The sequence below is a fragment of the Gracilibacillus orientalis genome, from assembly GCF_900114645.1.
Taxonomy (GTDB): Bacteria; Bacillota; Bacilli; order Bacillales; family Amphibacillaceae; genus Gracilibacillus; species Gracilibacillus orientalis.
Genome location: NZ_FOTR01000015.1, coordinates 52,531 through 76,897, shown reverse-complemented (window position 1 = coordinate 76,897; position 24,367 = coordinate 52,531). Strand labels below are relative to the sequence as shown.

The 24,367-nt window shown below is 37.3% G+C and carries 16 protein-coding genes; 3 read left to right on the top strand and 13 right to left on the bottom strand.

Features of this window, described 5'->3' with window-relative positions:
• Positions 1–469: 469 nt before the first annotated feature.
• Positions 470–1,966, bottom strand: coding sequence for a glutamate synthase subunit beta (locus tag BM121_RS19435; protein ID WP_091485788.1), 1,497 nt, complete (start codon positions 1,964–1,966; stop codon positions 470–472).
• Between the two features lie 16 nt (positions 1,967–1,982).
• Positions 1,983–6,536 carry a glutamate synthase large subunit gene (gene gltB, locus BM121_RS19430; protein ID WP_091485785.1) on the bottom strand — a complete coding sequence of 1,518 codons (4,554 nt, stop codon included), beginning with the start codon at positions 6,534–6,536 and terminating at the stop codon, positions 1,983–1,985.
• Positions 6,537–6,664: 128 nt separating this feature from the next.
• Here gltB and gltC point away from each other — a divergent pair, with 128 nt between their 5' ends.
• Complete coding sequence (gltC, locus tag BM121_RS19425) at positions 6,665–7,567, top strand: glutamate biosynthesis transcriptional regulator GltC (protein WP_091485783.1); 903 nt, start codon at positions 6,665–6,667, stop codon at positions 7,565–7,567.
• Between the two features lie 263 nt (positions 7,568–7,830).
• Here gltC and BM121_RS19420 read toward each other — a convergent pair whose 3' ends face one another.
• A complete protein-coding gene (locus tag BM121_RS19420; RefSeq protein WP_091485780.1) occupies positions 7,831–8,727 on the bottom strand; it encodes a 5'-3' exonuclease in 897 nt (298 codons plus the stop codon).
• A 97-nt stretch (positions 8,728–8,824) separates the two neighbouring features.
• Here BM121_RS19420 and msrA point away from each other — a divergent pair, with 97 nt between their 5' ends.
• A complete protein-coding gene (gene msrA, locus BM121_RS19415) occupies positions 8,825–9,358 on the top strand; it encodes a peptide-methionine (S)-S-oxide reductase MsrA (protein WP_091485778.1) in 534 nt (177 codons plus the stop codon).
• A gap of 868 nt (positions 9,359–10,226) precedes the next feature.
• On the opposite strand, the gene BM121_RS19405 is transcribed toward msrA, so the two are convergent.
• The 8 genes from BM121_RS19405 to BM121_RS19370 all read right to left on the bottom strand — a co-directional run bounded on the left by BM121_RS19405 (position 10,227) and on the right by BM121_RS19370 (position 16,446).
• Complete coding sequence (locus BM121_RS19405; protein ID WP_091485772.1) at positions 10,227–10,532, bottom strand: hypothetical protein; 306 nt, start codon at positions 10,530–10,532, stop codon at positions 10,227–10,229.
• 299 nt (positions 10,533–10,831) lie between these two features.
• Positions 10,832–11,479, bottom strand: coding sequence for a bifunctional phosphoribosyl-AMP cyclohydrolase/phosphoribosyl-ATP diphosphatase HisIE (gene hisIE / locus BM121_RS19400; RefSeq protein ID WP_091485769.1), 648 nt, complete (start codon positions 11,477–11,479; stop codon positions 10,832–10,834).
• On the bottom strand, positions 11,469–12,227 hold the full coding sequence (gene hisF / locus BM121_RS19395) for an imidazole glycerol phosphate synthase subunit HisF (RefSeq protein ID WP_091485765.1): 759 nt from the start codon (positions 12,225–12,227) through the stop codon (positions 11,469–11,471). Before hisF ends, hisIE begins: the two co-directional genes overlap by 11 nt.
• On the bottom strand, positions 12,224–12,841 hold the full coding sequence (gene hisH, locus BM121_RS19390; RefSeq protein WP_091485762.1) for an imidazole glycerol phosphate synthase subunit HisH: 618 nt from the start codon (positions 12,839–12,841) through the stop codon (positions 12,224–12,226). Before hisH ends, hisF begins: the two co-directional genes overlap by 4 nt.
• Positions 12,838–13,425 (bottom strand): imidazoleglycerol-phosphate dehydratase HisB, encoded by a 588-nt coding sequence (hisB, locus tag BM121_RS19385; RefSeq protein WP_091485760.1) that lies wholly within the window; start codon positions 13,423–13,425, stop codon positions 12,838–12,840. Before hisB ends, hisH begins: the two co-directional genes overlap by 4 nt.
• On the bottom strand, positions 13,422–14,708 hold the full coding sequence (gene hisD / locus BM121_RS19380; RefSeq protein ID WP_091485757.1) for a histidinol dehydrogenase: 1,287 nt from the start codon (positions 14,706–14,708) through the stop codon (positions 13,422–13,424). The genes hisB and hisD overlap by 4 nt, the downstream gene beginning before the upstream one ends.
• Complete coding sequence (hisG, locus tag BM121_RS19375) at positions 14,705–15,325, bottom strand: ATP phosphoribosyltransferase (RefSeq protein WP_091485755.1); 621 nt, start codon at positions 15,323–15,325, stop codon at positions 14,705–14,707. The genes hisD and hisG overlap by 4 nt, the downstream gene beginning before the upstream one ends.
• Positions 15,322–16,446 (bottom strand): ATP phosphoribosyltransferase regulatory subunit, encoded by a 1,125-nt coding sequence (locus BM121_RS19370; RefSeq protein WP_091485752.1) that lies wholly within the window; start codon positions 16,444–16,446, stop codon positions 15,322–15,324. The genes hisG and BM121_RS19370 overlap by 4 nt, the downstream gene beginning before the upstream one ends.
• A 172-nt stretch (positions 16,447–16,618) precedes the next feature.
• Here BM121_RS19370 and hisJ point away from each other — a divergent pair, with 172 nt between their 5' ends.
• Positions 16,619–17,425, top strand: coding sequence for a histidinol-phosphatase HisJ (gene hisJ / locus BM121_RS19365; protein ID WP_175495510.1), 807 nt, complete (start codon positions 16,619–16,621; stop codon positions 17,423–17,425).
• Positions 17,426–17,551: 126 nt separating this feature from the next.
• Here the strand turns inward: hisJ and BM121_RS19360 are convergent, their stop codons facing one another.
• Together BM121_RS19360 and parC are read right to left on the bottom strand one after the other, a co-directional pair.
• Complete coding sequence (locus tag BM121_RS19360) at positions 17,552–21,157, bottom strand: dynamin family protein (RefSeq protein ID WP_091485749.1); 3,606 nt, start codon at positions 21,155–21,157, stop codon at positions 17,552–17,554.
• 737 nt (positions 21,158–21,894) lie between these two features.
• Complete coding sequence (gene parC / locus BM121_RS19355) at positions 21,895–24,348, bottom strand: DNA topoisomerase IV subunit A (protein WP_091485746.1); 2,454 nt, start codon at positions 24,346–24,348, stop codon at positions 21,895–21,897.
• Positions 24,349–24,367 lie beyond the last annotated feature (19 nt).

Below are 24,367 nucleotides of genomic sequence, written 5' to 3'. Positions count from 1 at the left end.
ATAGAAAACACTACGAAAGCGATCTTTGCTTGAGTAGATGTTGCACTTGTGCCCTTGGGTGAAAGCGAGTGTTTTTTCCGCAGCTTAGTATGTATTTCTTATCATGCAGGAAGAAATTCATAGAATATCATTCCATAAGTTCTCTTCTTTCGATAAACAGAACACTACGCAAAGCGGAGGCAGAATACGCAGACTCCTACGGGAACAGCGCGAGCCGAAGACCCCGCAAGAAAACGTACTTGGTTTTCTGAGGAGGCTAAGGCCGTGCCCGTGGAAAGCGAAGTGTTCTGCCGAAGCGTTTCCCAGCACTCACCATCAACAAGGTGGAAGAGCAAATCTACGCAATAAGTTATTGCGCAGTTTGTATCGGCTGTTGAATTAAAATATTTTTTGTATAGTGTGCCTCCCACTTTTTTTGAAAAGGCCATAAAGAAAAACCTACGACAATGCGTAGGTTTTTCTGGTTATATTACAGGTTTGCAACGGATGGTAAGGCTGTTTCACCCATTAAATATTGATCTACATGATATGCTACTTCACGGCCTTCATTGATTGCCCATACAATAAGGCTTTGACCACGACGTGAATCACCTGCAGCAAATACATGTTCCACATTTGTACGAAAATCACCATATTCGGCATCTACACGATTTCGTTCAGTTTTTACATTAAACTCTTCTAATACTGGGTGTTCTACACCTTCAAAACCGATAGCGATTAATACTAATTGTGCAGGCCATACTTTTTCCGTACCTGCAATTTCCTCATATACAAACATACCATTTTCATCACGAGTTTTCTTCATTTCAACTGTGTGTAGTTCTTTTAATTTTCCATTCTCATCCGTTACAAATTTCTTCGTTTGGATAGAATATTGACGAATATCTTCATCATAATACTCTTTTGCCTCTTTGTGTGCATATTCTAAGCTAAACACTTGAGGATATGCCGGCCATTGGTTTTCATCTGAACGTTTAATTGGCAGTTGTGGGTGTTTACCAAATTGTGCAATACTGTTTGCACCTTGACGAAGTGCTGTAGCGATACAGTCAGCACCAGTATCCCCACCACCAATAACAATAACATCTTTTCCTTTTGCGTCTAGTTCTTTTTCCACTTCGACACTATCATCCAGTACTTTTTCGGTTGCTTTGGTTAGATAGTCCATTGCAAAGCGAACACCTTCGCCTTCACGACCTTCAATCGGAAGATCACGGTGTTTTTGTGCTCCAGTACATAAAATCACAGAATCATGATTTGCTTTAATTTCATCTGCAGAAATATCTTTACCTACTTCAGTATTTAAAACAAATTCAATTCCCTCTTCATGTAGTAACTGAACGCGACGTTCTACTACATCTTTATCTAATTTCATGTTAGGAATACCGTACGTTAAAAGCCCACCAGCGCGTTCAGAACGTTCATATACTGTTACTTGGTGTCCTGCTTGATTCAATTGATCTGCAGCTGCTAATCCCGCTGGTCCAGATCCGACAATTGCTACTTTCTTACCTGTGCGACGTTCTGGAACATGTGGTTGAATCCAACCTTCTTCAAAACCTTTATCAATAATTTTTTGCTCAATATTTTTGATTGTTACAGCAGGATCATCGATTGCAACTGTACAAGATCCCTCACATGGTGCCGGGCAAACTCTTCCTGTAAATTCAGGGAAGTTATTTGTTTTCATTAAACGATCTAATGCCTCTCTCCACTTTCCTTTATACACCAAATCATTCCACTCTGGAATCAAGTTGTAGATAGGGCAACCTGATGTTGCCCCCTCAATATCCATCCCGATGTGACAGAATGGTGTACCACAATCCATGCATCGTGCTCCTTGTGTTTTTGCTACTTCATCAGAGAAAGGAGCAGAGTATTCTTTCCAATCATGAACTCTTTCTATTGGATCACGCTCATTAGCTGTTTGTCTTTCAAACTCCATAAAACCTGTTGCTTTCCCCATATCATCTGTCTCCTTTCTATTTAGTCATTACTTCTTCCGGATTGAGTGTTACAGTCATTTTGTTTTCTTTTTTCGCCGTGAATGCTTCCAATCTAGCCTCGTCTACAGATGAGCCTTGTGATTCAAACCAATCAATTTGTTTCAACATTAATTTGTAATCTGCCGGGATTACTTTCACAATATTTTTCACTTCATTTTCCCAATTCTGTAATGTTACAGCTGCTTTATCACTGTTCGTGTATTCTTGATGATTCATGATTAAATCTTTTACTTCTTCGATTTCTTTATCATCTGTTAATTCTTCAAATTGAACTAATTCCGCATTGCAAAGGCGTTTAAACTGCTCGATATCATCTGGTTTCACATATGCAACACCACCAGACATACCTGCGGCAAAGTTTTTACCTACATTGCCAAGAATAACAACGCGGCCACCAGTCATGTATTCACAACCATGGTCACCCACACCTTCAACAACGATTTTCGCTCCACTATTTCTAACAGCAAAACGTTCACCAGCATAACCATGGATATAAGCTTCACCGCTTGTAGCACCATAGAAAGATACATTACCAGCAATAACGTTATTACCTGGATCAATCGTTGTTTTCTCGGATGCACGCACAATTACTTTTCCACCTGACAAGCCTTTTCCAACATAGTCATTCGCATCTCCTGTTACAGTTAGCGTCATACCGGAAGGAATAAAGGCTCCAAAACTTTGACCTGCTGATCCTGTAAAATGGAGATTAATTGTGTCTTCAGGTAAACCTCGTTCACCATATTTCTTAGAAATCTCACTACCTACAATCGTTCCTACTACACGGTCCGTATTTTTAATTGGGAAGGATGCTTCCAATGCCTCACCGGTATCAATTGCTTTTTGAACAGTTGGTAAAATATACTTCAAATCCAATGATTCATCTAATTTATGATCTTGCGTTGTTGTATTGATACGTGTTCCTTCTGGTTGATAAAGGAGTTTAGATAAATCTAAGTGTTTGGCTTTCCAATGTGCATCTGCACGTTCTGAAATTTCTAACACATCTGTTCTTCCAACCATTTCATCGATTGTTCGGAAACCTAGTTCAGCCATAATTTCACGAACTTCTTCTGCGATAAATGTCATATAGTTAACTACATGATCAGGGTCTCCTCCGAATTTTTTACGTAATTCCGGATTTTGTGTTGCTACCCCAACAGGACATGTATCTTTATGACATACACGCATCATTACACATCCGACAACAACTAAAGGAGCTGTTGCGAATCCATATTCTTCTGCACCCAATAATGCAGCCATCACGACATCTTTACCTGTTAACAATTTCCCATCTGTTTCTAGAATTACTCTATCTCTAAGTCCGTTTAGCATTAAGGTTTGGTGTGCTTCTGCAAGACCTAATTCCCATGGTAAGCCTGCATGTTTAATACTTGTTTTTGGTGAAGCACCTGTACCACCATCATAACCAACAACTGAAATAACATCTGCATTACCTTTTGCTACACCTGCAGCGATCGTTCCAACACCTGATTTTGCTACGAGTTTAACACTAACTCTTGCATCACGATTGGCATTTTTTAAATCATGAATTAATTGTGATAAATCCTCAATCGAATAAATATCGTGGTGTGGTGGAGGTGAAATTAAGTCTACACCTGGTGTTGAACCACGTACATCTGCTACCCATGGGTAAACTTTCATACCCGGTAACTGTCCACCTTCTCCCGGTTTTGCCCCTTGTGCCATTTTAATTTGTAATTCTCTAGCATTTACAAGGTAATGACTTTTCGCACCGAATCGTCCAGATGCTACCTGTTTAATCGCACTGGAACGCAAGTCCCCATTTTCATCTTTGCTAAAGCGGTCAGGGTCTTCCCCACCTTCGCCACTGTTACTTTTACCACCTATACGGTTCATAGCAATCGCTAATGTCTCATGTGCTTCTTTACTGATCGAACCGAAGGACATCGCACCTGTTTTGAATCGTTTGACAATGGATTCTACAGGCTCAACTTCTTCGATAGGAATGGCATTCGGTTTTTTGAATTCGAATAGGTTACGTAAAAAGCCAATACGATCATGGTTTGCTGCTTTGGAGAATTTTTTAAACAGATCATAATCACCACGACGACATGCCCACTGTAACGTATAAATAGTAGTCGGATTAAAGGCGTGGTGTTCTCCTACTTGACGCCATTGGAAATCACTACCTGATTCAAGTGATTCTTTAACAGCTGCTTTGTAAGCTTCATTATGACGCTTTTCAGTCTCTACCTGAATCACATCTAAACCAATTCCATCTATTTGTGATGCTGTACCTGTAAAATGCTCTTCAATTACATTTTTGCTGATACCTACAGCTTCAAATATTTGGGCACCACGATAACTTTGCACTGTAGAGATACCAATTTTCGACATAACTTTAATGATACCCTCTGTGGCAACGCTAATAAATTTATCTTGTACTTCCGCTAATGTCATTTTTAGGCTATCATCCAAAATATTCATGTAGTAAGTTTGATAAACAAGGTATGGATGAATAGCGTCGACACCATATCCTAGCATCGTTGCAAAGTGATGAACTTCTCGAGCCTCACCAGCTTGAGCGATAATACTTACTTTCGTACGGATACCCTCACGCACTAGATATTGATGTAGTCCGCTGACAGCAAGAAGTGTTGGAATAGCTTTCTTATTCGCATCCATATTCTTATCACTTAGTATGATAATATTGCTTCCTGCTTCAATAGCTTTTTTCGCCTGTTCAAATACACCTTGAAGTGCTTTTTCCATATCATCGACAAATAATGTTTCAATTACTTCTGACTGGAAGCCTTCCATTTCATTTTCCTGCAATTTTTCTATTTGTGTGTTAGATAAAATCGGTGAATCCAAGCGAATTCTGCTTGTTTTCGTATTTGCAGGATGAAGGATATCACCCTCAGCCCCTAACCATGTCAGCATCGACGTAACAAGTTGCTCACGATAAGCATCAATTGGCGGATTTGTTACTTGTGCAAATAACTGTTTGAAATAGTTAAACAAACTTTGTGGTCGTTCTGATAATACCGCTAATGGCATATCATTACCCATCGCACCAATTGGATCTTTTCCGTCTACCAATAAAGGAATAAGATATTTTTCAACATCTTCAGTCGTATAACCAAATGATTTTTGTTTCTGGATTAGTTGTGGATCAATATAGTCATCATTCTTCGCTTCCACTTCTAATGTTTCAATTTGATCCCCTAACCAGTCTTTGTACGGATGAGCACTAGCAACCTCATCTTTAATTTCTTGATCTGATATAATACGCCCTTCTTCAATATCGATAAGGAGCATTTTACCTGGGCTTAAACGTTCTTTTAATAAAATATTTTCTTCTTCATAGTCGATAACACCAACTTCAGAAGAGTAAATAATGTAATCATCTTTCGTTACATAATAGCGTGCAGGGCGTAAACCGTTACGGTCTAAAATCGCACCAATTTGTTTACCATTTGTAAAGGTAATCGAGGTTGGACCATCCCATGGCTCCATCATCATGCTGTGATATTGATAGAATGCACGTTTTTTCTCATCCATGTGAGGATTTTTTTCCCATGGTTCAGGAATCAGCATCATTGCAGCATGTGCTGGCTTACGACCCGCTAAGGTGAAGAACTCTAATGCATTATCTAATGTTGCAGAGTCACTTCCACCACCATTAATAATTGGTAATACTTTATCTAAGTCATCACCAAATGCTTCTGACATAAATTGTTTCTCTCTTGCACGCATCCAGTTTACATTACCACGCATCGTATTGATTTCACCGTTGTGAATCAGATAACGGTTCGGGTGCGCTCTTTCCCAGGAAGGGAATGTGTTGGTACTGAAACGAGAGTGTACAAGTGAAAAAGCAGATACAAAATCTTCATCTTGTAAATCCAAATAAAATTTATCTACTTGATCAGGTGTTAATAACCCTTTATAAACAATGGTTCTGTTTGACAAACTTGGGAAATAAAAGCGAATTTCTTTTTCGTTCGCCCAATTTTCAGCTTGTTTACGAATCATATATAATATTCTTTCGAAGGCTAAATCGTCTTCTACTTCGTCAGCTGCTTCAATGAACACCTGATGAACAGTCGGTAAAGTTTCAATTGCACCTTCACCGATGTGTGTAGAGTCTGTTGGCACATCTCTCCAGCCGATTAAATTCTGACCTTCTTGTTCGATTAATTGATTAATTTTTTCTTTTGCTTCTTTCTGTTCGTTTTCATCTTGAGATAAGAATAACATCCCAACACCATAACGTCCGACAGCTGGTAGTTGAAAGTCTTTACATTCTCTTCTAAAATATTTATCAGGGATCTGTATCATTAAACCAGATCCGTCACCTGTTAGTGGATCACTCCCTTGTCCACCGCGGTGCTCTAATTTGCATAACATGTCTAAACCTTTTTTTACGATTTCATGTGTTTGTTTCCCTTTTATATGCGCATATAATCCAATACCACAAGCGTCATGTTCAAAATCTGGATTGTATAACCCTTGGGCACTAGGTAAGTCGCGATACGTCATATATGTCGCCCCCATTTCAATATACTTTTAAGGTGTCTATTAATATTGTACGTTTTCTTATTAATCGAAACAATATATAATAAATATAGTATTGTTCTAATTCTGATATATATCATGAGGTGAAACGAGTGGAATTACGTCAATTACGCTATTTTGTTGAGGTTGCAGAGCGTGAACACGTCTCTGATGCGGCAGCAGAATTGCATGTGGCCCAGTCTGCAATTAGTAGACAAATAGCAAACCTAGAAGCCGAGCTTGGTGTGGAATTATTCGAACGCGAAGGTAGAAATATACGTTTAACCCATATAGGGCGGATATTTCTGACACATACCAAAACGGCATTAAAAGCAATTGATCATGCAAAGAAACAAATTGATGAATACATCGATCCCGAAAGAGGTTCGATCAAAATTGGTTTTCCAACCAGTTTGGCAAGTAATCTGTTACCAACAGTTGTTTCGGAATTTAAGAAAAAACACCCTAAAATCGCTTTTCAATTAAGACAAGGATCTTATAATTTTTTAATTGAATCCGTAGAAAATCGTGAAATTGATGTCGCATTTTTAGGTCCTGTTCCGAATGAACATCCTGATATTTTAGGTGATATCTTATTTACGGAAAATTTTTATGCATTAGTGCCAAATTCACATCCATTAGCTGAACAGAGCAGTGTGAATTTACGCGATTTACATGATGAGGCATTTGTATTATTCCCAGAAGGTTATGTTTTACACCAGCTCGTTATTGATGGTTGTATACAAGCTGGATTTACACCAAATGTGTCATCTCAAGGGGAAGATTTAGACGCAATAAAGGGGTTAGTCGCAGCAGGTATTGGAATTACATTATTACCGGAAAGTGCATTTAATGATTTGAATCCGTACTACAGTGCAAAAGTAGCGATTCAAAATCCAGAATTAAGACGTACCGTTGGAATTATTATTCCTAAGAATAGAAAACTCGCACCATCTGAACAAGTATTTTATGAATTTATCAAGGAATTTTTCTCGATCTTACAAAGGTTTCAATAAGAAAAGCCGGGCATAATCCGCCCGACCTTAGATGTACTAGATAAAAACTGCTCAATTCTTTCGTGGATGAGTGATAAACCGTCGTAGAAAAGTAGGCTTTGTTTTACGAGGAGGCTAAGGCTAGCACAGTATTCTGCCGAAGCTTTACCTTCCACTTAACTTTGAAAGTTAAACCAACGAAAAGTTACTGAGCGTTTTTATACTCTTTAGCATCACGTATAATGTAAGAAAAGAGCTAGCTTCTGGGCTAGCTCTTTTAATAATTATCTGGCTGCTTTTTCTCTTAATTTATCTAACCAACGTCCTGGATTTTGGAATTCTAATTCATCGATTAGATAAGTTTGAATGTTCGTTAAGTCTTTGTTCCATACTGCAGTTTCTACAGAAAAAGCAAGCGGCACTTCTGTGTAAATGGCTGCTAATTTTCGCGAGATTGCTAGATCTTCTGCATACTGATCTAATTTTTTCTGCAGTCCTTTTGTTAAATTCTCTTTATCTGTTAACAAGTTGTCTATTGTTTCATACTGCATTAGTAATTTGAGAGCAGTTTTCTCTCCTACCCCTTTTATACCTGGATAATTATCAGATGAGTCTCCCATTAATCCTTTTAGATCTATGATTTGCTTAGGGGTTAATGCCTTTTTCTCATAGAAATTATCTTCTGTAAAGACGTCGTAATTACCTTGTCCTTTTTTCATAATTGCAATATTGATATTGTTATCCACTAATTGTAGTAAGTCTTGGTCACCAGTTATAACCGTTACTTGATGATCATTGTGCAGTTGTTTAGCAAGTGTACCTATACAGTCATCTGCTTCATAACCGGTAACTCCTACATTCGGCACTTGAAATGCTGTTACCATATCTTTTGCCAGGTCAAACTGTGGTATAAGTTCTTCAGGAGGTGCATCTCGATTCGATTTATACCCTTCATATAATTCATTCCGAAATGTTTTTCTTCCCATGTCCCAGCAACAGACAACATGTGTTGGCTGAAAAGTCTCTATCGCATTGGTAAAATAATTTAAGAATCCAAATAATCCGTTTCTAGGAATTCCTTGACTATTGACCATAAAGTTCCCGGTAAAAGCAGTTGCGAAAAACCCTCTAAATAATAAAGCCATCCCATCCACAATAAGGATGTTAGATCTATCTGTCATTTAATTCACCCTTTAAGTTTAATTAATTTACTTGTAGTAATATAACTTGTATATTAAATGCTACAAGAGGATTTTGCAACACAAAGGAGAAACATACATGGAGAAAAAATTGGAAAAAGCCACATTTGCAGGAGGTTGTTTCTGGTGCATGGTGAAGCCCTTTGATCAGTGGGATGGAGTAGAAAGTGTTATTTCAGGATACACAGGAGGACATGAGGTGAACCCAACCTATGAAACCGTGAAAGCAGGTACGACGGGTCACTATGAGGCGGTACAAATCACCTATGAACCAGAGAAAATATCCTATCAGCAAATTCTAGATTTATATTGGCCGCAAATTGATCCTACAGATGACGGTGGTCAATTTCATGACAGAGGTCCACAGTATCGAACAGCGATTTTCTACCATAACAATGAACAGAAAGAATTAGCTATTGGTTCTTTCAAGGAATTAGAAAATTCAAATCGATTCCAGAAAGATATCGTTACGAAAATTTCACCTGTCTCTACATTCTATCCGGCCGAGGAATATCATCAAGACTTTTATAAGAAGAATAATGAGGATTATATAGAGGATCGAGAAAAATCAGGTAGAGATGAGTTTATCGAAAAACATTGGGAACAAAACTAATATAAAAAAGAACAGCCTTATGAAGATTCATAAAGCTGTTCTTTTTATTTTAGATAGCGTCTTTCTAAGTAATAGCACGATGGTATACATCGTAACTGCCACTATAATAAAAAATATTAGATGTTTTATTATACTAATAGGAATAAAACTATTAAGGGGTAGCATTAGGATTATGCGGATTTACAACGATAAAGATACAAAAAAGGAGCTTGTCTTTGCATATGTTGTGGATACTGTGAGCAGTAGAAATGTCACCATCATAATACTGATTTTTGCAAAAACTTCATTCTAATTCCTCCTTTTTTTGTATAAAAACCATTATATGGGATACATGTTAAATTTGAAGATGTAAGCGGTTTATGGTATATTTTAGTAGAATAAAAGGAGGTAGTTTAGAATTAAAGAACAAGAACGGAAATCATTAGGATGGGGAAGCCTTTCGTTACTCTTATTTGTCATAGGTTTTTTACTTTACCATGCCAGTATTGAAAGAAAGGGGCCACTTGGAGAGATTATCCTAGATTATTTTAATATTAGTTTACCAGTTATTATGTTCACTATTTTATTTATGATTGCGGCTGTAATTATTGGAAGGAAATATAAAACTCATATGTTTGCAAAGATAGGTGTTATTCTATCTCAAATTTTCTTAGTTATCTATGCTGTTTTACTAATTATATCTGGCATTACACGCTTAATGAATATATTATTCTAAACCACTCATGTGGGTTTGCCTCTACATATAGTGATGAAACACCTAGTTACACTCTCATACCATCTGGCGAGGAGATTGCATCGTCGCCCCAATAAGAAAACAAGTGTAAGGATTGCTTCAGACTTTTCCAAATTAATAGATTTATTATTTGTTTTAGAGATTTATAGTTTCTTTTCTTTTTTGCATCGCTTCAGCATAAAAAACCAAAAACAATAAGATGCTATATCCGCCAATATTCATTTTAACCACAAATGCTAATACAATAAGAACTAATAAGAGTGCCAAACTACCAAAAACTAATTTCCTTAAACTATATCCTTTTTTAAAAAGTAGTATTGCATATACATAAATGGCTATTACTAAACTTACACCTTGTACATAACTAACATCAAATTCAATAAATTTTATTGATAATAAAGCCACCACTATACAAAGTATAAAATATATAAAGTTTTTCATAATAGCCCACCTATTCATAATATTTATTTTTACGCATTTGTTAATCAATTAATATCTATTTACAGATTAGCGTTGTAACTCCACACTTTCAGACTGGACCCCATTTTCGTTTCTGTCCAATTATCAAGTATCTCACATGCTCCACAAATTTGGTTATTGTCATTTATATTTTAAATCTATAAATTGAGAATTTGATCAGTGGAAGTTACTTGTCTATGATCATATAAAACCTGTTGAATGTTTTAAAAATGCATTGAACAAAAAATCTCCACTTATGGTTCCATAGTGGAGATTTTATATTACCATTTTTGAATTTCTGCCCGATCGCCTTTACTGTTCCCTTTTTTAGCAAATCGGTTAGATAATTCTTGCTTCACATCTTCTAACGACACGCCTTGATTGGCCATCATCACAAATGTGTGATACAACAAATCACTAACCTCGTTAGTAAGTTCTTGCTTATCATCATTTTTCGCAGCGATCACCACTTCGCCAGCTTCTTCAATTACTTTTTTGCCAATTTTATCGATGCCTTTATCATATAAATAATTAGTATAGGAGTTCTCAACATGTTCTGTTTTGCGCTGCTTCACTTCTTTCATCACATTATCTATGATTGAAGCATCAAAATTGGTTTCTTTTTCGGCTACCCGATTAAAAAAGCACGAGGTTTCACCAGTATGACAAGCTGGACCTGCCGGAATCACTTGAATCAATAATGTATCTTGATCACAATCTAAGTCAATCGACTGTACATCTTGTGTATTTCCAGATGTTGCACCTTTATTCCATAATTCATCACGTGACCTCGAATAAAACCAAGTTTTTTTTGATTCTAACGTTTTTTCGTATGCTTCTTCATTCATATAAGCAAGCATTAAAACATCTTTCGTATAGTAATCTGTTACGATTGCTGGTATAAGTCCTTTTGAAAAATCAGGCTTCACGAATATTCACTCCTTGTTCAACACAGACATCTTTTACTTGTTTGACCGTAAAGGTGTTTTCATGGAAAATAGATGCCGCTAAACCTGCCGAAACATCGGTTTTATTAAATACTTCCTGAAAATGTTCAGGTTTACCAACACCACCTGATGCAATAACAGGAATACGTACAGCGGCGACCACAGTATCGGTTAACAACATATCAAAACCGTCTTTAACTCCATCTGTATCAACACTTGTCAGCAAAATTTCACCTGCACCTCTTTTTTCGGCTTCTTTTGCCCATTCAATAGCGTCTATACCAGTGTCTTTTGAACCTCCATGTGTCATCACATGCCATTTGCCTCCAACTCGTTTGGCATCAATTGCTACAACGGTACATTGTGCACCAAAACGGTCAGAGGATTCCGTGATTAGTTCTGGGTTGTTAACAGCGGCTGAATTCATTCCTACTTTGTCAGCTCCAGCTTTTAACAAGCGGTTTACATCTTCCATTGTTCTAACTCCTCCGCCTACAGTAAAAGGTACAAAAACTTGTTCTGCAGTTCGTTTTACAATATCAACCATCGTCTGGCGTCCTTCGTTTGTGGCAGAGATATCCAAAAAGATGATTTCGTCTGCTCCATCTTTGGAATAATTAGATGCCATTTCTACCGGGTCACCTAACTCCCTTAAACCTACAAAATTAGTACCTTTTACGACTTTTCCTTCTTTCACATCTAAGCAGGGAATAATACGTTTGGCAATCATGCTAGCTGCCCCCTATCCGCATTGGTTTCTTCCATGAATACTTTTAACAAATCAACGCCAACTTCTCCGCTTTTTTCGGGGTGAAATTGCATACCATATACGTGGCCATTTTGTACAATTCCCGGAATTTTCGTACCATAGTCTGCTGTTGTGACAAGATATTGTTGTTCCGTTCTTGCCTGAAAGGAGTGTACAAAATAAACATGCTTATCCTGAAACGATGCAAAAGGCTGATTATTGTTTTCGATTTGTAACTGATTCCAACCGATATGAGGCAAAATATATTCTGTTTCGATCATATTAACCTCACCTGGTATTAATCCAAGGCCATCGGATGTACCATTTTCATAACCTTTATCAAACAATAATTGCATCCCGAGACAAATCCCTAAAAATGGCTTTTCTTTAGCGAGACGGCGTAATGGTTTAACTAAATTACGCTGATTGATCTCTTCGACTGCCGCTTGAAAAGACCCGACACCAGGCAAAATAACGTGGGTTGCAGCTTCTAAACGCGCGACTGAATCTGTAATTTCGACCTCATATCCTAATCGTTGAAATGCTGTTTTGACACTTGCTACATTTCCCATGCCATAATCTACAATTGCAATCATTCGATTAACCCCTTTGTAGAATTAACCCCTTTAATATCTGAATTAATTCGAATGGCTTCTCCCAATGCACGTCCCAGTGCTTTAAAAATTGCCTCAATTTTATGATGGGTATTGTGTCCATACAATACTTTCGCGTGTAAAGTAATCGCAGACTGGAAAGCGAAAGCCTGTAAAAATTCCTGGACTAATTCCGTATCGAAATTACCGAGTTTTTCATTGGAAAATTCCGCATCAAATACGAGAAAAGGTCGGCCACTAATGTCCAAGGCAACAAATCCTAACGCTTCATCCATTGGTACATAAGCACTTCCAAAACGATTGATTGAATTTTTATCACCAAGTGCCTCCTTGATTAATTGACCTAACACTATGCCAACATCTTCCACAGTATGATGACTATCGATATGTAAGTCACCGGTAGCGTTAACGACAAGTCCGATTCGGCCGTGTCGGGCAAATGCTTCTAACATATGGTCAAAAAAACCCACACCCGTTTCAATACTTACTTCATTCGGGTCATCTAAGTTCACGGAAACTTCAATTTGTGTTTCTAATGTTTCTCTTTTTTTACTAGCTGTTCTCATTCTTTCTCCTCCAAACGTTTGCTTACCGCAAGTCCATGTCCATCTAGCTGTTCTTGATTTGCTAGTCTAATCACATCGTCCCCAGCTTCTCGCAAAGCTTCTTCGGTATAATAGAGATAGGTAGTTTTCTTGACAAAATCATCGACTGATAAACCGGATGAAAATCTTGCTGTACCAGATGTTGGTAATACGTGGTTAGGTCCTGCAAAATAATCGCCTAAAGCTTCTGGCGTATAATGACCTAAAAATACTGATCCAGCATGTCTTACTTTGCTTAAATAGCTTAAAGGATCTTTTACTTGAATTTCCAAATGTTCTGGTGCAATTCTGTTAGCTACATCAAATGCTTCTGCTAAGGTTCCCACCACTATACAAGCTCCTTTTTTTTGTAAAGAAGTAGTTGCGATCTCTTTACGAGGTAATACTTTGCATTGTTTGACTAATTCTTGATTAACGGCATCTGCTAATGCTTGAGATGTTGTCATGAGAAAAGCACGTGCATTCGTGTCATGCTCAGCCTGTGCGATCAGATCAGCTGCAACAAAAACAGGATTTGCTGATTCATCGGCGATAATTGCAACCTCACTAGGACCAGCGATCATATCAATGCCAACGTCACCATAGACTAATTTTTTTGCCGCCGCTACATAGGCATTACCTGGACCGACAATTTTATCTACTTTTGGAATTGAATCTGTACCATAAGCAAGTGCTGCAATAGCTTGCACCCCACCAACACGGTAAATATTCGTTACACCAGCTATATCAGCGGCAACAGCTAAAATCGGTGCGAGTTCTTCACCATCCTTAACAGGTGTGGTCATATATACTCCTTCAACGCCAGCAAGGACAGCTGGAATAGCATTCATTAGAACAGACGAAGGATATACTGCTGTTCCACCAGGTACATAAATACCTACACGATCGATGGGGCGATATAGTTGACCTGAGATCACATCTTCATCTGCCTGCATCATCCGAGAATTATTTAATTGCTTTCGATGAAAATCACGAATGTTATCGGCTGCATGTTGTAATGCTTGTATCACTTCATCTTCCACTTTGTCCCATGCTGCTTTTCGCTCTTCTTTTGATACAAGAAATGTTTCCGGCGCTTTTCCATCGAATTTCTCGATATACGAGCGAACCGCTTGATCACCGCCTTCTTGTACATCGGCAATAATGTTACTTGCAGCTTGTAAAAATTTTTGTTGTTCGTAACTATTTGTTTTTTCGGGTGCTACTTTCGCTAAAAATTCCTCAGTCGATAATAAGGGAATCATACGTTTCTCGCTCCTTCCTTAAACCGTTCAATAACAGGAACTAATTGATCTCGTTTAATTTTCAGTGATGAACGATTGGCAATTAATCTCGCACTAAACGACAAAAATTCATCTTCTATTACAAGGCCATTTTCTTTTAGTGTCGTTCCTGTTTCCACAATATCGACAATCGCATCAGCCAGCCCTAAAATTGGTGCCAACTCGACAGATCCTTCCAGCTTAATGATATCTACCGACTCACCCTTTTCTTTAAAATATGATTTGGTAATATTGGTAAATGTACTGGCAATACGCTTCTTCTGATCTGGCCACTGATAATCTTGTTTCATGGCAAGTGCCATCCGACAATGACCAAATGGTAACGGAAATAGATTAAAAACATCAGGTTGGTGTTCAATCAAAATATCTCCACCGACAACACCAATATCTGCTATACCGTTTTCTACATAAGTTGTAACGTCAACCCCTTTTGCAAAAAAGAAGGAAAATTCCCTCGTTTCAATTTGAAGCTTTCTTCCTTTTTTTAATAAGGCTTCGACATCATATCCTAAACCTTCGAAAAATTTCAAAAATTGTTTTTCCAGTCGTCCTTTTGTTAGTGCGATTACTGGTTTCATTTTTCAACCACCTTATACTGACTGTTCTCCTCTACCACTTGGAAAATTTGATGATAGGTTGTTTGATTCTTTAACTCGTATTGGATATCGACTACTTGTTCCTCCATTTCCATGCGAAATTTTTCAGCAATCGCATGTGTTTCCGGAGAAGCAATGATACAAATTTTTTCAGGTTCTTGTTCTGGTTCCATATGTTTCGCTAACTCATCAACATCAAAAGCAAGACCTACTGCCGATGTTGTTTGTTCAAATTGTTGATAGAGACGGTCATATCTGCCACCAGAGAAGCAAGTAGATCCGTCATTTGTCAGAAAACCTCTAAACATAATGCCATCATAATACGGCAGGTTCTTGACACGACCAAGATCTACTATAACTTCTGTTACACCAGAAGCTTCAAGTAAATCAATTAGCTTTTCGATATGGGTTAGAATTTCAGTTAAATCTTCACGATCCGCCCAACGCTTTCGATACTGGTCAATAATATCACGCGAACCATATGCATCAATTAACGCAAGTAAAGGTTTCACAAGTTCTGAATTTCCTGATTTCCCCACAATTTCTTCGACAAGATCTGATCGTTTATCATGCATTGCTTTCAATAATTCTTCTTCGTCATCTTTATTAAAAGTAAATGGTGCAATCAATGCATCAAAAATTCCAGTATGTCCAAGTTCTATCACATAAGAATGAATGTTTATATTATTTAAATACGTCACAGCGGTAAGCAAACTCTCTGCCTCCCCGAAAAATCGATCGGCATGAACGATCTCAATACCGGCCTGTCTATTCTCGGTATCTTCTTTATCAAAGCGAAACACACTACCCTGATATGACCACTTTTGTTTGGATGGATGCTGTCCAGCGATTGCTCGTGCAATTGCTGCAGTCCAGTCCGGCCTTAGTACTTCAATCTCCCCTTCACCATTAAACCATTTCAACATGGAATGTAAATCCATACCTGCTACTTCATTGGTAAATGTATGAGCATATTCCACTACCGGAGTTGAAATTTGCTGGAAATCTCGTTTTTGAGTGACTCGTCTGAAAATCTCTGATGCCCGTAGCCGGTTGGAGATTTGAATACCTGTTTCGTCTTGACTTCCTGCTGGTAAAAACATATCGTTCACATCCTAATTCTGCTTTATCGATTTACCACTCTACCGTGATAAAGTGTCTATTATAAATCTTACATTAGCATACTTTTTTCATTTATGTCAATCATCACTTTTCATTTTTGTGAATTCTGTATACAATAAGAATTAAACCTATTTACATAAGGAGATGTCTTGAATGAACATGGAAGGAGATTATCACGTACATTCCCCCTTCTGCCCACATGGCTCAAATGATAGTATCGAAACGTACATAGAACAAGCCATTGAAAAAGGTTTAAAAGAGTTGAGCTTTACCGAGCATGCGCCATTGCCGGTAGATTTCAGTGATCCAACCCCTGATCAAGACAGTGCAATGTCATGGGAAGATCTTGATTATTATATTCAGCTTATTGAGAATGCCAAAAAGCAATATCAATCAAAAATAAAAATTAATGTAGGCTTTGAAGTCGATTATATTGAAGGATATGAAGATGCTACTACTTCATTTCTTGATCAATATGGTCACTATATCGATGATGCTATTTTATCTGTACATATGCTAAGAACACCTGATTATAACTATGTTTGCCTGGATTTCAGCAGTGATGAATTTGCTCGGATCATTCAGTTATTTGGCAGTGTTGAAGCAGTCTACGATAAATATTACCGAACGATGGAAAAGGCCATTATTTCTGACCTTGGACCTTATAAGCCAAATCGAATCGGTCACCTAACTTTAATTCACAAATATCAACGCAAATATGCTGTTGATCAAAGTTATAATGTTACGATAGAACGATTGCTTAATCTAATACAAAAGCAACAATTAGAATTAGATGTTAACACGGCTGGTCTGTATAAAGAAGACTGTCAGGAACTATATCCACCACTTCCGATTCTCGAAAAAGCGATACAAAAGGGAATCAATTGGAAACCCGGTTCCGATAGTCATGTATCTAATACCATTGCACGTGGATTTGATCAACTAAACGTTAATAGATAGTGAAAAATGAAGGACAAATGCTTGTTTGTCCTTCATTTTTTTATCACGGTACTACTCCGTCCGTAAAACTCCGAATAATTTTATGAGACGGAGCAGATTGATTACTTCATAACGTATGGTTGTTATTTATCCAGATAGTTTTGAGTTTAACACATGACCTAAATGCTCTTTTATCTCAATCAATTGCTCTTTATTTTCTTCCTGATCTTCGATGCCAGCTATCACTTGATGATAGTAGGTATTTACCTCTCCATAAAACTGTTCCCAAATTACTTGATCATGGTGCTTCCATTGCTCCTGATAGAACGTCACTAAATCTTTTTCCATTTTAGTAACAGCTTCTTCCCATGTCTCACCAAAATACTTGCCAGTATATTCTTCAAGCTCTTTTCTACCATTTCCAGCAAAAAAGCTTTTTGAATCTTTATAAGTGTTACCCCAATTAGTTAACAAATTTTTATCTACTTCTCTTTGTCTTACATGTAAGTCTGCTTGTGGTAAATAAATATCTTCTACTTCCGATAACGAAAATTGAAGATCGACTTGCTTTATTTTATTTTGTATATCCTGGCGCATTTGTTGTAACGATTGATTAAAGCTTTGCTCCAAGCGAATCGAAATTGCTTGATACTCATGCTTTAAACGTGTGTCTATTGCTTTCCAAAGTGCAGCAAGAGCTGTTTCTACTTCTTTTTTTCCTTTACGTCCACTCGATTGAATAGCACCAGGATTAACATAATCTTTGAATAGATCGACAAATTGAATGGAAAAGCGCTGCTTCGCATAAAAAGTTTGTTTGGTTAATTTTTGAATGACATGTTCGAGATATGAATGATGATCTCGTTCTTTGATTACAGACTCTATTTCTTTTTGATTGGTTTTACCTTGCTCGACTAATCGTTCCTTTTCAGCCTGATCTCCATTAATAATTGACAGCCAGTTCGTCACCAGAGCATTTGCTCTATGCATATCTGTATAGATAGAACGCATACTCATTTGGGTTAATTCTTCTTTTACAAATCGATAAAAAGATTGTTCAAATTGGGGCAATCCAGTACGTTCACTTTTTTCTTCGATTGCTTTTTTACTTGAGACAGAAAACATTCTCGGGTCTTTTATATCAAATTGATGTAATTCATTTCGGACATAATCAACGACTAATTGCCCTTCTTGTTCGTCTTTCGCCAAGTCAATTGCATTAATAATAAAAAACATTTTATCTAATTCAAACGCATCCTTAACCTTACCTAGACGTTCTAAAAATTGCTGATCCGGCTTTGAAAAGGGATGGTTATAATACGTAACGAACAGGATTGCATCAGCATCTTTGATATAGGAAAATGCTAAATCTGTATGTCGTGCATTAACCGAGTCCGCTCCAGGTGTATCAACTAATGTAATTTGCTTCTCTGTTAATGGACAGTCATAAAAAAGCTCCATTTCCTTAACAAAACATGCAATCTCTTCTTCACGAATATAGCGTTGAAAATCAATAAAATCTATGACATATTCGGTTCCAATTCTTCTTTGCATCTCATTAAAACCACTGTAAAAAGCGGTTAGAAATGACTTATGTTGATCAGCGATATCTAATCTGTCTAATTTGGTTTTTTGGATCCATTTATACACCTTAGAAAGATTTTGAAATTCTTCTTCGACAATTTCCTGTATGTCTGCTAACAGTTCTTGCTCTTGTTTAATCACTACATATACATCTTTATGCTGATAATTGTCCCTTACCGGACTAATCTTATTAATAGCAGCTGTTGTTGGATTTGGCGAAACTGGCAACACTTTCTCTCCAATTAATGCATTGGCAAAAGAAGATTTTCCCGCACTAAAGGCACCAAATAGTGCAATCGTAAACGAGCGGTTACTCAGTCGCTCTTTTTTACGAAGTATTTCTTGGCGAATAGAGCCCAACCCATTAATCCCTTTGAATAGATGATCTGATTGTTCTACATCAGTAATGGTTTCATTAAATGAATATAATGGTGTATCGTTATCTTTTCTAAGCTGTGAATCATACTGTTTTTCCGTTTTGGTTTCTTCTGCTTTTTGTGGTATCTCTGTTATATCCAGCACTTTATCAACTATTCTGGCATCCAATTCCTTCTCGATCGCATGTAATTCATCTTCACCAAAAGTAAGCTCTTTTCTTAAAATAGATTCAACATTATTTTTATAATCATTAAATTCGTGTTTTATTTGATTCATTTCAGCTTGAATGGTCTGATACCTTTCGATTGTCTCCAGTTCTCTTTTCTTCTCACTTAATTGTTCTTCAACCGGAGATAGAATCCTATCTCTTAATTCATGCCACTTGTTTTTATAAAATTGACGATACATTTTCTTTATCGCAGCCGCTACCTGATCCGTATAGACAAGAATATAGTCACCATTTACAGTCGCGCCTTCATTCATCAATTTCACCAAATCATTTGCTTGGAATTGTTGTTCAAAAATAGGATCCGAAAAGTGAACGGATACGTAAGGTTTTAAAAATTCCGACATTTTGTCCCTTAATTTCCATTCTAAACTTACTTCCGCTTTCTCTTTGATTGCCTGGTAAAACATGGCTAATCGTTCATCACGTTCCGATTCTATCTTCTTACGATTGCGGAAAAGACCAACTTTAAATTTTGGATCGAACGAATGTAGCAACTGCTCCGCTTTCTCACGGATTTCATATGGAACAAGCTGAGCGTTTTTCGTTGTCTGCTCAACTTCATGTGAATATTCTTTTTCTATATTTTTTTTCTTTTCTTCTAATGTTTGATAACGATCTTGGACCTCTTCATAGGAAGCTGCAGGTAATACTATATCGTCTATCCCATCCTCTAAAACAGTAAGTCTGTCATCCATTTGTTTTTGCTTTTCCTGGATGCCTTGAAAAACAGAGTACTCGGTACCATGCGATAAAGTATCTTGTAAAAGATTCTGATGATTAGCTGTTATTAACTGATTGATAGTTTTTCTCAACTCGTTAAATTGATTAATTTCCTTTCCTGTGTCATACATGGATGTATAAAAGACTTGTTCAGGGCTAATCCCCCATTGTTCGAAAACGTGTTTTAAGCTATCTTTAAAATCAGAAATTGTTATTTCTGCTTCATCATGTTTATCCATTTGATTAATAATGACATAATACGGTTTATTCATTTCATCCATTTGTTTCAAAAATCGTGCATTTACCTCTGATTGAACATGGTTATAATCCATCACATAAAACAAAACATCGACCTGATGGAGTGCGGATTCGGTCATTAAGCGATCGGCATCATTGGCAGCATCAATACCAGGCGTATCCATAAATGTTACTCCTTCAGGTAATGCTTCCATGTTTTTAAAAATTTCTATCTTCTTCACTTCATCTCCATCACGACATAATTGATGTAGACGATCCATGGGGGGAAGAGCTTTCATTTTAATAGCAGGCTGATCTAAAAAATGAACAATGACTCCTTCATCGCCCTTTTGTATCTCAACAATATTCGCACTGGTTGGGATGGGGCTTTGAGGTAATAAGGCTTCATTCATTAAATGATTGATTAACGTCGATTTTCCTGCTGAAAAATGCCCACTAAAACAAAGATGTAACATTTGTTGTTGTAATTTTGCATAATAATCAAGTATTTGCTCTTGATAGATTGTTTCATTTTTTTCGTCAAAAAAGCGGTATAAGTCTGCTAATTGTCGCTTATCTACCCTTTGGCTGCTTGTTGTCAACATTATCTAAACTCCTTGATTGTTTACTTTACTTTCCCATTATACTGATTTTTCGGAATTATTGCTAATAGTTTTCTGTTACACAAACTTATTGCAGATAAAAAACTGCCAACCAATAAAAATTCTGTTTAGTATCGCTTTCGTAGTGTTTTCTATACCCGAGGCACGGACACAGCTTCCTCAGAAAGCAAAATCCGCTTTTCGCGGGACCTTCAGCTCGCGTTGTTCCCCCAGGGGTGTCGCATTTTTCCATAGCTTAGAATTGTGTTCTGTTAAAGTGGCAAGACACAAAAAAACATAGACCTATGGGGTTCTTTTCTTCCCATAATCAGAACACTTAAATTAGCGAAGGCAGAATACGGAGACTCCTGTGGGACAGTGAGAGCTGAAGATCCACTTTGTGAAGTGCTTTTCTTCACAAAGTTAGCTGAAGCCGAGCCCGCGGAAAGCGCAGTATTCTGCCGAAGCGTAAGTCTCCAGTCAACAAACTACAGTGTGGAAGGAAGTAAACCAACGTTAAAATAACTTCGCATCTTATGAATTTTGTGTACAAAAAGATACCCAACCATAAGCTGGGTATCTTTTTATCACGGCGCTAATCGTCTGTAAGCACACCACTTCAAACTTCAAATAACCCAAGGAAGCTAAGTAGGGGGATAACAGACGCTAACACCCTGATAAGTTTCGGCTAGTGATCAGTGGAGGTCAATCCCCCCCACTGATCTTAGTCCCGCTTTATCTTATTCTTTTTCTTCGTCAAATGCTTTGGTTAGTTCCATTTTTTGTTTGATCGTTGTTACTTCGCCTGCATGATCAGTGTCGATCACATATGATCCATTGCTGTAACGATCGCTTACTGGAAGTTCCATCGGTTTTACTTCATGGATTTCTTCTTTGGTGGTTACTAATGTAATAACATCATTATTGTCTACTATATCGAAACCGACAATACTGTGTGGTTTTGCCTTTAATTCTCTTAACATCACTAGTCCTTTTTTAGCTCGTGATGATTTTTCAAATCGATCAATCTTCATTCGTTTACAAGCACCACGCTGGGTGGTAACAAATAAGTTTCTGTTTTCTCTTAGTTCATCCATCAGTACTGCATTAACAACAAATTCATCATCTTTTAATTGAATAGCTTTCACACCCGACGCGCGCTGTCCAATGATTGATACTTCTGATTCGTGATACCAGAGTCCATATCCTTTATTTGTTGCTACGAATATATCTTGATTACCATCTGTCTCATAAACATTGATTAACTCGTCATCCTTTTTCAAATTTAAAGCAATCAATGGGCGGGAATAACGTTGCGAGATGTATAAATCTAAAGTACTCTTCTTCACCATCCCATTTTTCGTAAAGAAAATAAGATATTTATCTTTTGCAAATTCCCGTATTGGTATGGCTTTAACAATCGTCTCATCTTTGTTAATAGAAGCTATGTTGGAAAAATGCTGACCGAGTTCTTTCCAGCGAATATCAGGTAATTGGTGAACTGGTATCGGTACATAACGTCCTTTATTGGTAAACAACAACAAATGATCTGTCGTATTAAGCTCCAATAAAGAGATTAAATGATCATTTTCTTTAATCACAAAATCTTCATCGGTTGAAGCAGTATACGACCTGATACTTGTTCGTTTCACATAACCTTGTTCTGTGACAGATGTGATTACATCCTCACTTGCAACTGTTACCTCTACATTAATTTTTAATTCTTCAATCTTTTCCTCAATTTTTGTATGGCGAGGATTGGCATATTGTTTTTTCATACTTCTAAGGTCTTTTTTAATCACAGATAATAAATTCTTTTCATCTGCAAGAATTGCCTGATGTTTTGCTATTGCTTTTTGAAGTTCATCAGCCTCTTTCTCTAAAGATGTTATATCTGTATTGGTTAAACGATATAATTGCAATGTGACAATTGCTTCTGCTTGAGGCTCTGTAAATTCATATGCTTCCATGATCCGCTTTTTGGCATCTTGTTTATCCTTGGACGCACGAATGGTTTGAATTAATTCATCTAAAATACTAACGGCTTTTATCAAACCTTCGACAATATGTGCTCTTTTCTCTGCTTTGTTTAAATCAAATTTCGTTTGTCTGGTGACAACTTCTTTCTGATGCTCCGTATATGCATCAATCATTTGTAATAAATTTAATAATCGCGGTGTTTTATCTTTAATGGCAACCATATTAAAGTGATAGCTAATCTGTAAGTCGGTATTCTTATATAAATAATTGAGTACACCTTGACTGTCTGCATTTCTTTTCAATTCAACCACTATTTGTAAACCAGTTCTATCTGTTTCATCACGAACCTCTGCGATTCCCTCTACTTTGCGATCAATTCGTAACTCATCCATTCGTTTGACAAGTACAGCCTTGTTCACTTCATATGGAATTTCATCAATCACAATTTGTTCACGGTTTCCTTTTAATGGTTCAATACTAGCCTTTCCGCGCACGACAATTTTTCCTTTTCCTGTCTGGTAAGCTTTCTTCAATCCTTCATAACCTTGAATAATCCCACCGGTAGGAAAATCTGGCCCTTTTACGATCTCTAATAATTCCTCTATCGTTACAGAAGGTTTATCCAGCCGTTTGATGATAGCATCAATGACCTCACCTAAATTATGAGGTGGTATTTCTGTCGCATAACCAGCAGAAATACCAGTTGAACCATTTACTAACAAATTGGGTATTCTCGCTGGGAGTACAACTGGTTCATCAATTGTATCATCAAAGTTAGGAATATAATCAACGGTTCCTTTATCAATGTCGCGGATCATCTCTGATGCAATAGCGGATAATCTTGCTTCGGTATAACGCATCGCTGCTGGCGGATCACCATCGACACTACCATTGTTACCGTGCATTTCCACTAACACATTACGAAGCTTCCAAGTTTGACTTAACCGCACCATCGCTTCATATACAGATGAGTCACCGTGTGGATGATAATTACCAATTACGGTACCTACCGTTTTAGCTGATTTCCGGAATCCTTTATCATGTGTATTCTTTTCTTCATGCATCGCAAAAAGAATTCTGCGTTGTACCGGCTTTAACCCGTCACGAGCATCAGGTAATGCACGATCCTGGATAATGTATTTACTGTAACGTCCAAAACGATCTCCCATCACATCCTCAAGGGGGAGATCTAAATACTTTTCTTCTACTGCCAACGAAATTCCTCCTAAAATG

Bases quoted from the DNA above. Each gene is read 5' to 3' on its own strand.
- hisB (WP_091485760.1), bottom strand. From the start codon at position 13,425: ATGAGAACAGCTAGTAAAAAAAGAGAAACATTAGAAACACAAATTGAA.
- BM121_RS19360 (WP_091485749.1), bottom strand. From the start codon at position 21,157: ATGTTGACAACAAGCAGCCAAAGGGTAGATAAGCGACAATTAGCAGAC.
- BM121_RS19435 (WP_091485788.1), bottom strand. From the start codon at position 1,966: ATGGGGAAAGCAACAGGTTTTATGGAGTTTGAAAGACAAACAGCTAAT.
- hisH (WP_091485762.1), bottom strand. From the start codon at position 12,841: ATGATTGCAATTGTAGATTATGGCATGGGAAATGTAGCAAGTGTCAAA.
- hisD (WP_091485757.1), bottom strand. From the start codon at position 14,708: ATGATTCCCTTATTATCGACTGAGGAATTTTTAGCGAAAGTAGCACCC.
- gltB (WP_091485785.1), bottom strand. From the start codon at position 6,536: ATGACGTATCGCGACTTACCTAGTGCCCAAGGGTTATACAATCCAGAT.
- BM121_RS19370 (WP_091485752.1), bottom strand. From the start codon at position 16,446: ATGTTTTTACCAGCAGGAAGTCAAGACGAAACAGGTATTCAAATCTCC.
- hisG (WP_091485755.1), bottom strand. From the start codon at position 15,325: ATGAAACCAGTAATCGCACTAACAAAAGGACGACTGGAAAAACAATTT.
- msrA (WP_091485778.1), top strand. From the start codon at position 8,825: ATGGAGAAAAAATTGGAAAAAGCCACATTTGCAGGAGGTTGTTTCTGG.
- hisJ (WP_175495510.1), top strand. From the start codon at position 16,619: ATGAACATGGAAGGAGATTATCACGTACATTCCCCCTTCTGCCCACAT.
- hisF (WP_091485765.1), bottom strand. From the start codon at position 12,227: ATGATTGCCAAACGTATTATTCCCTGCTTAGATGTGAAAGAAGGAAAA.
- BM121_RS19420 (WP_091485780.1), bottom strand. From the start codon at position 8,727: ATGACAGATAGATCTAACATCCTTATTGTGGATGGGATGGCTTTATTA.
- BM121_RS19405 (WP_091485772.1), bottom strand. From the start codon at position 10,532: ATGAAAAACTTTATATATTTTATACTTTGTATAGTGGTGGCTTTATTA.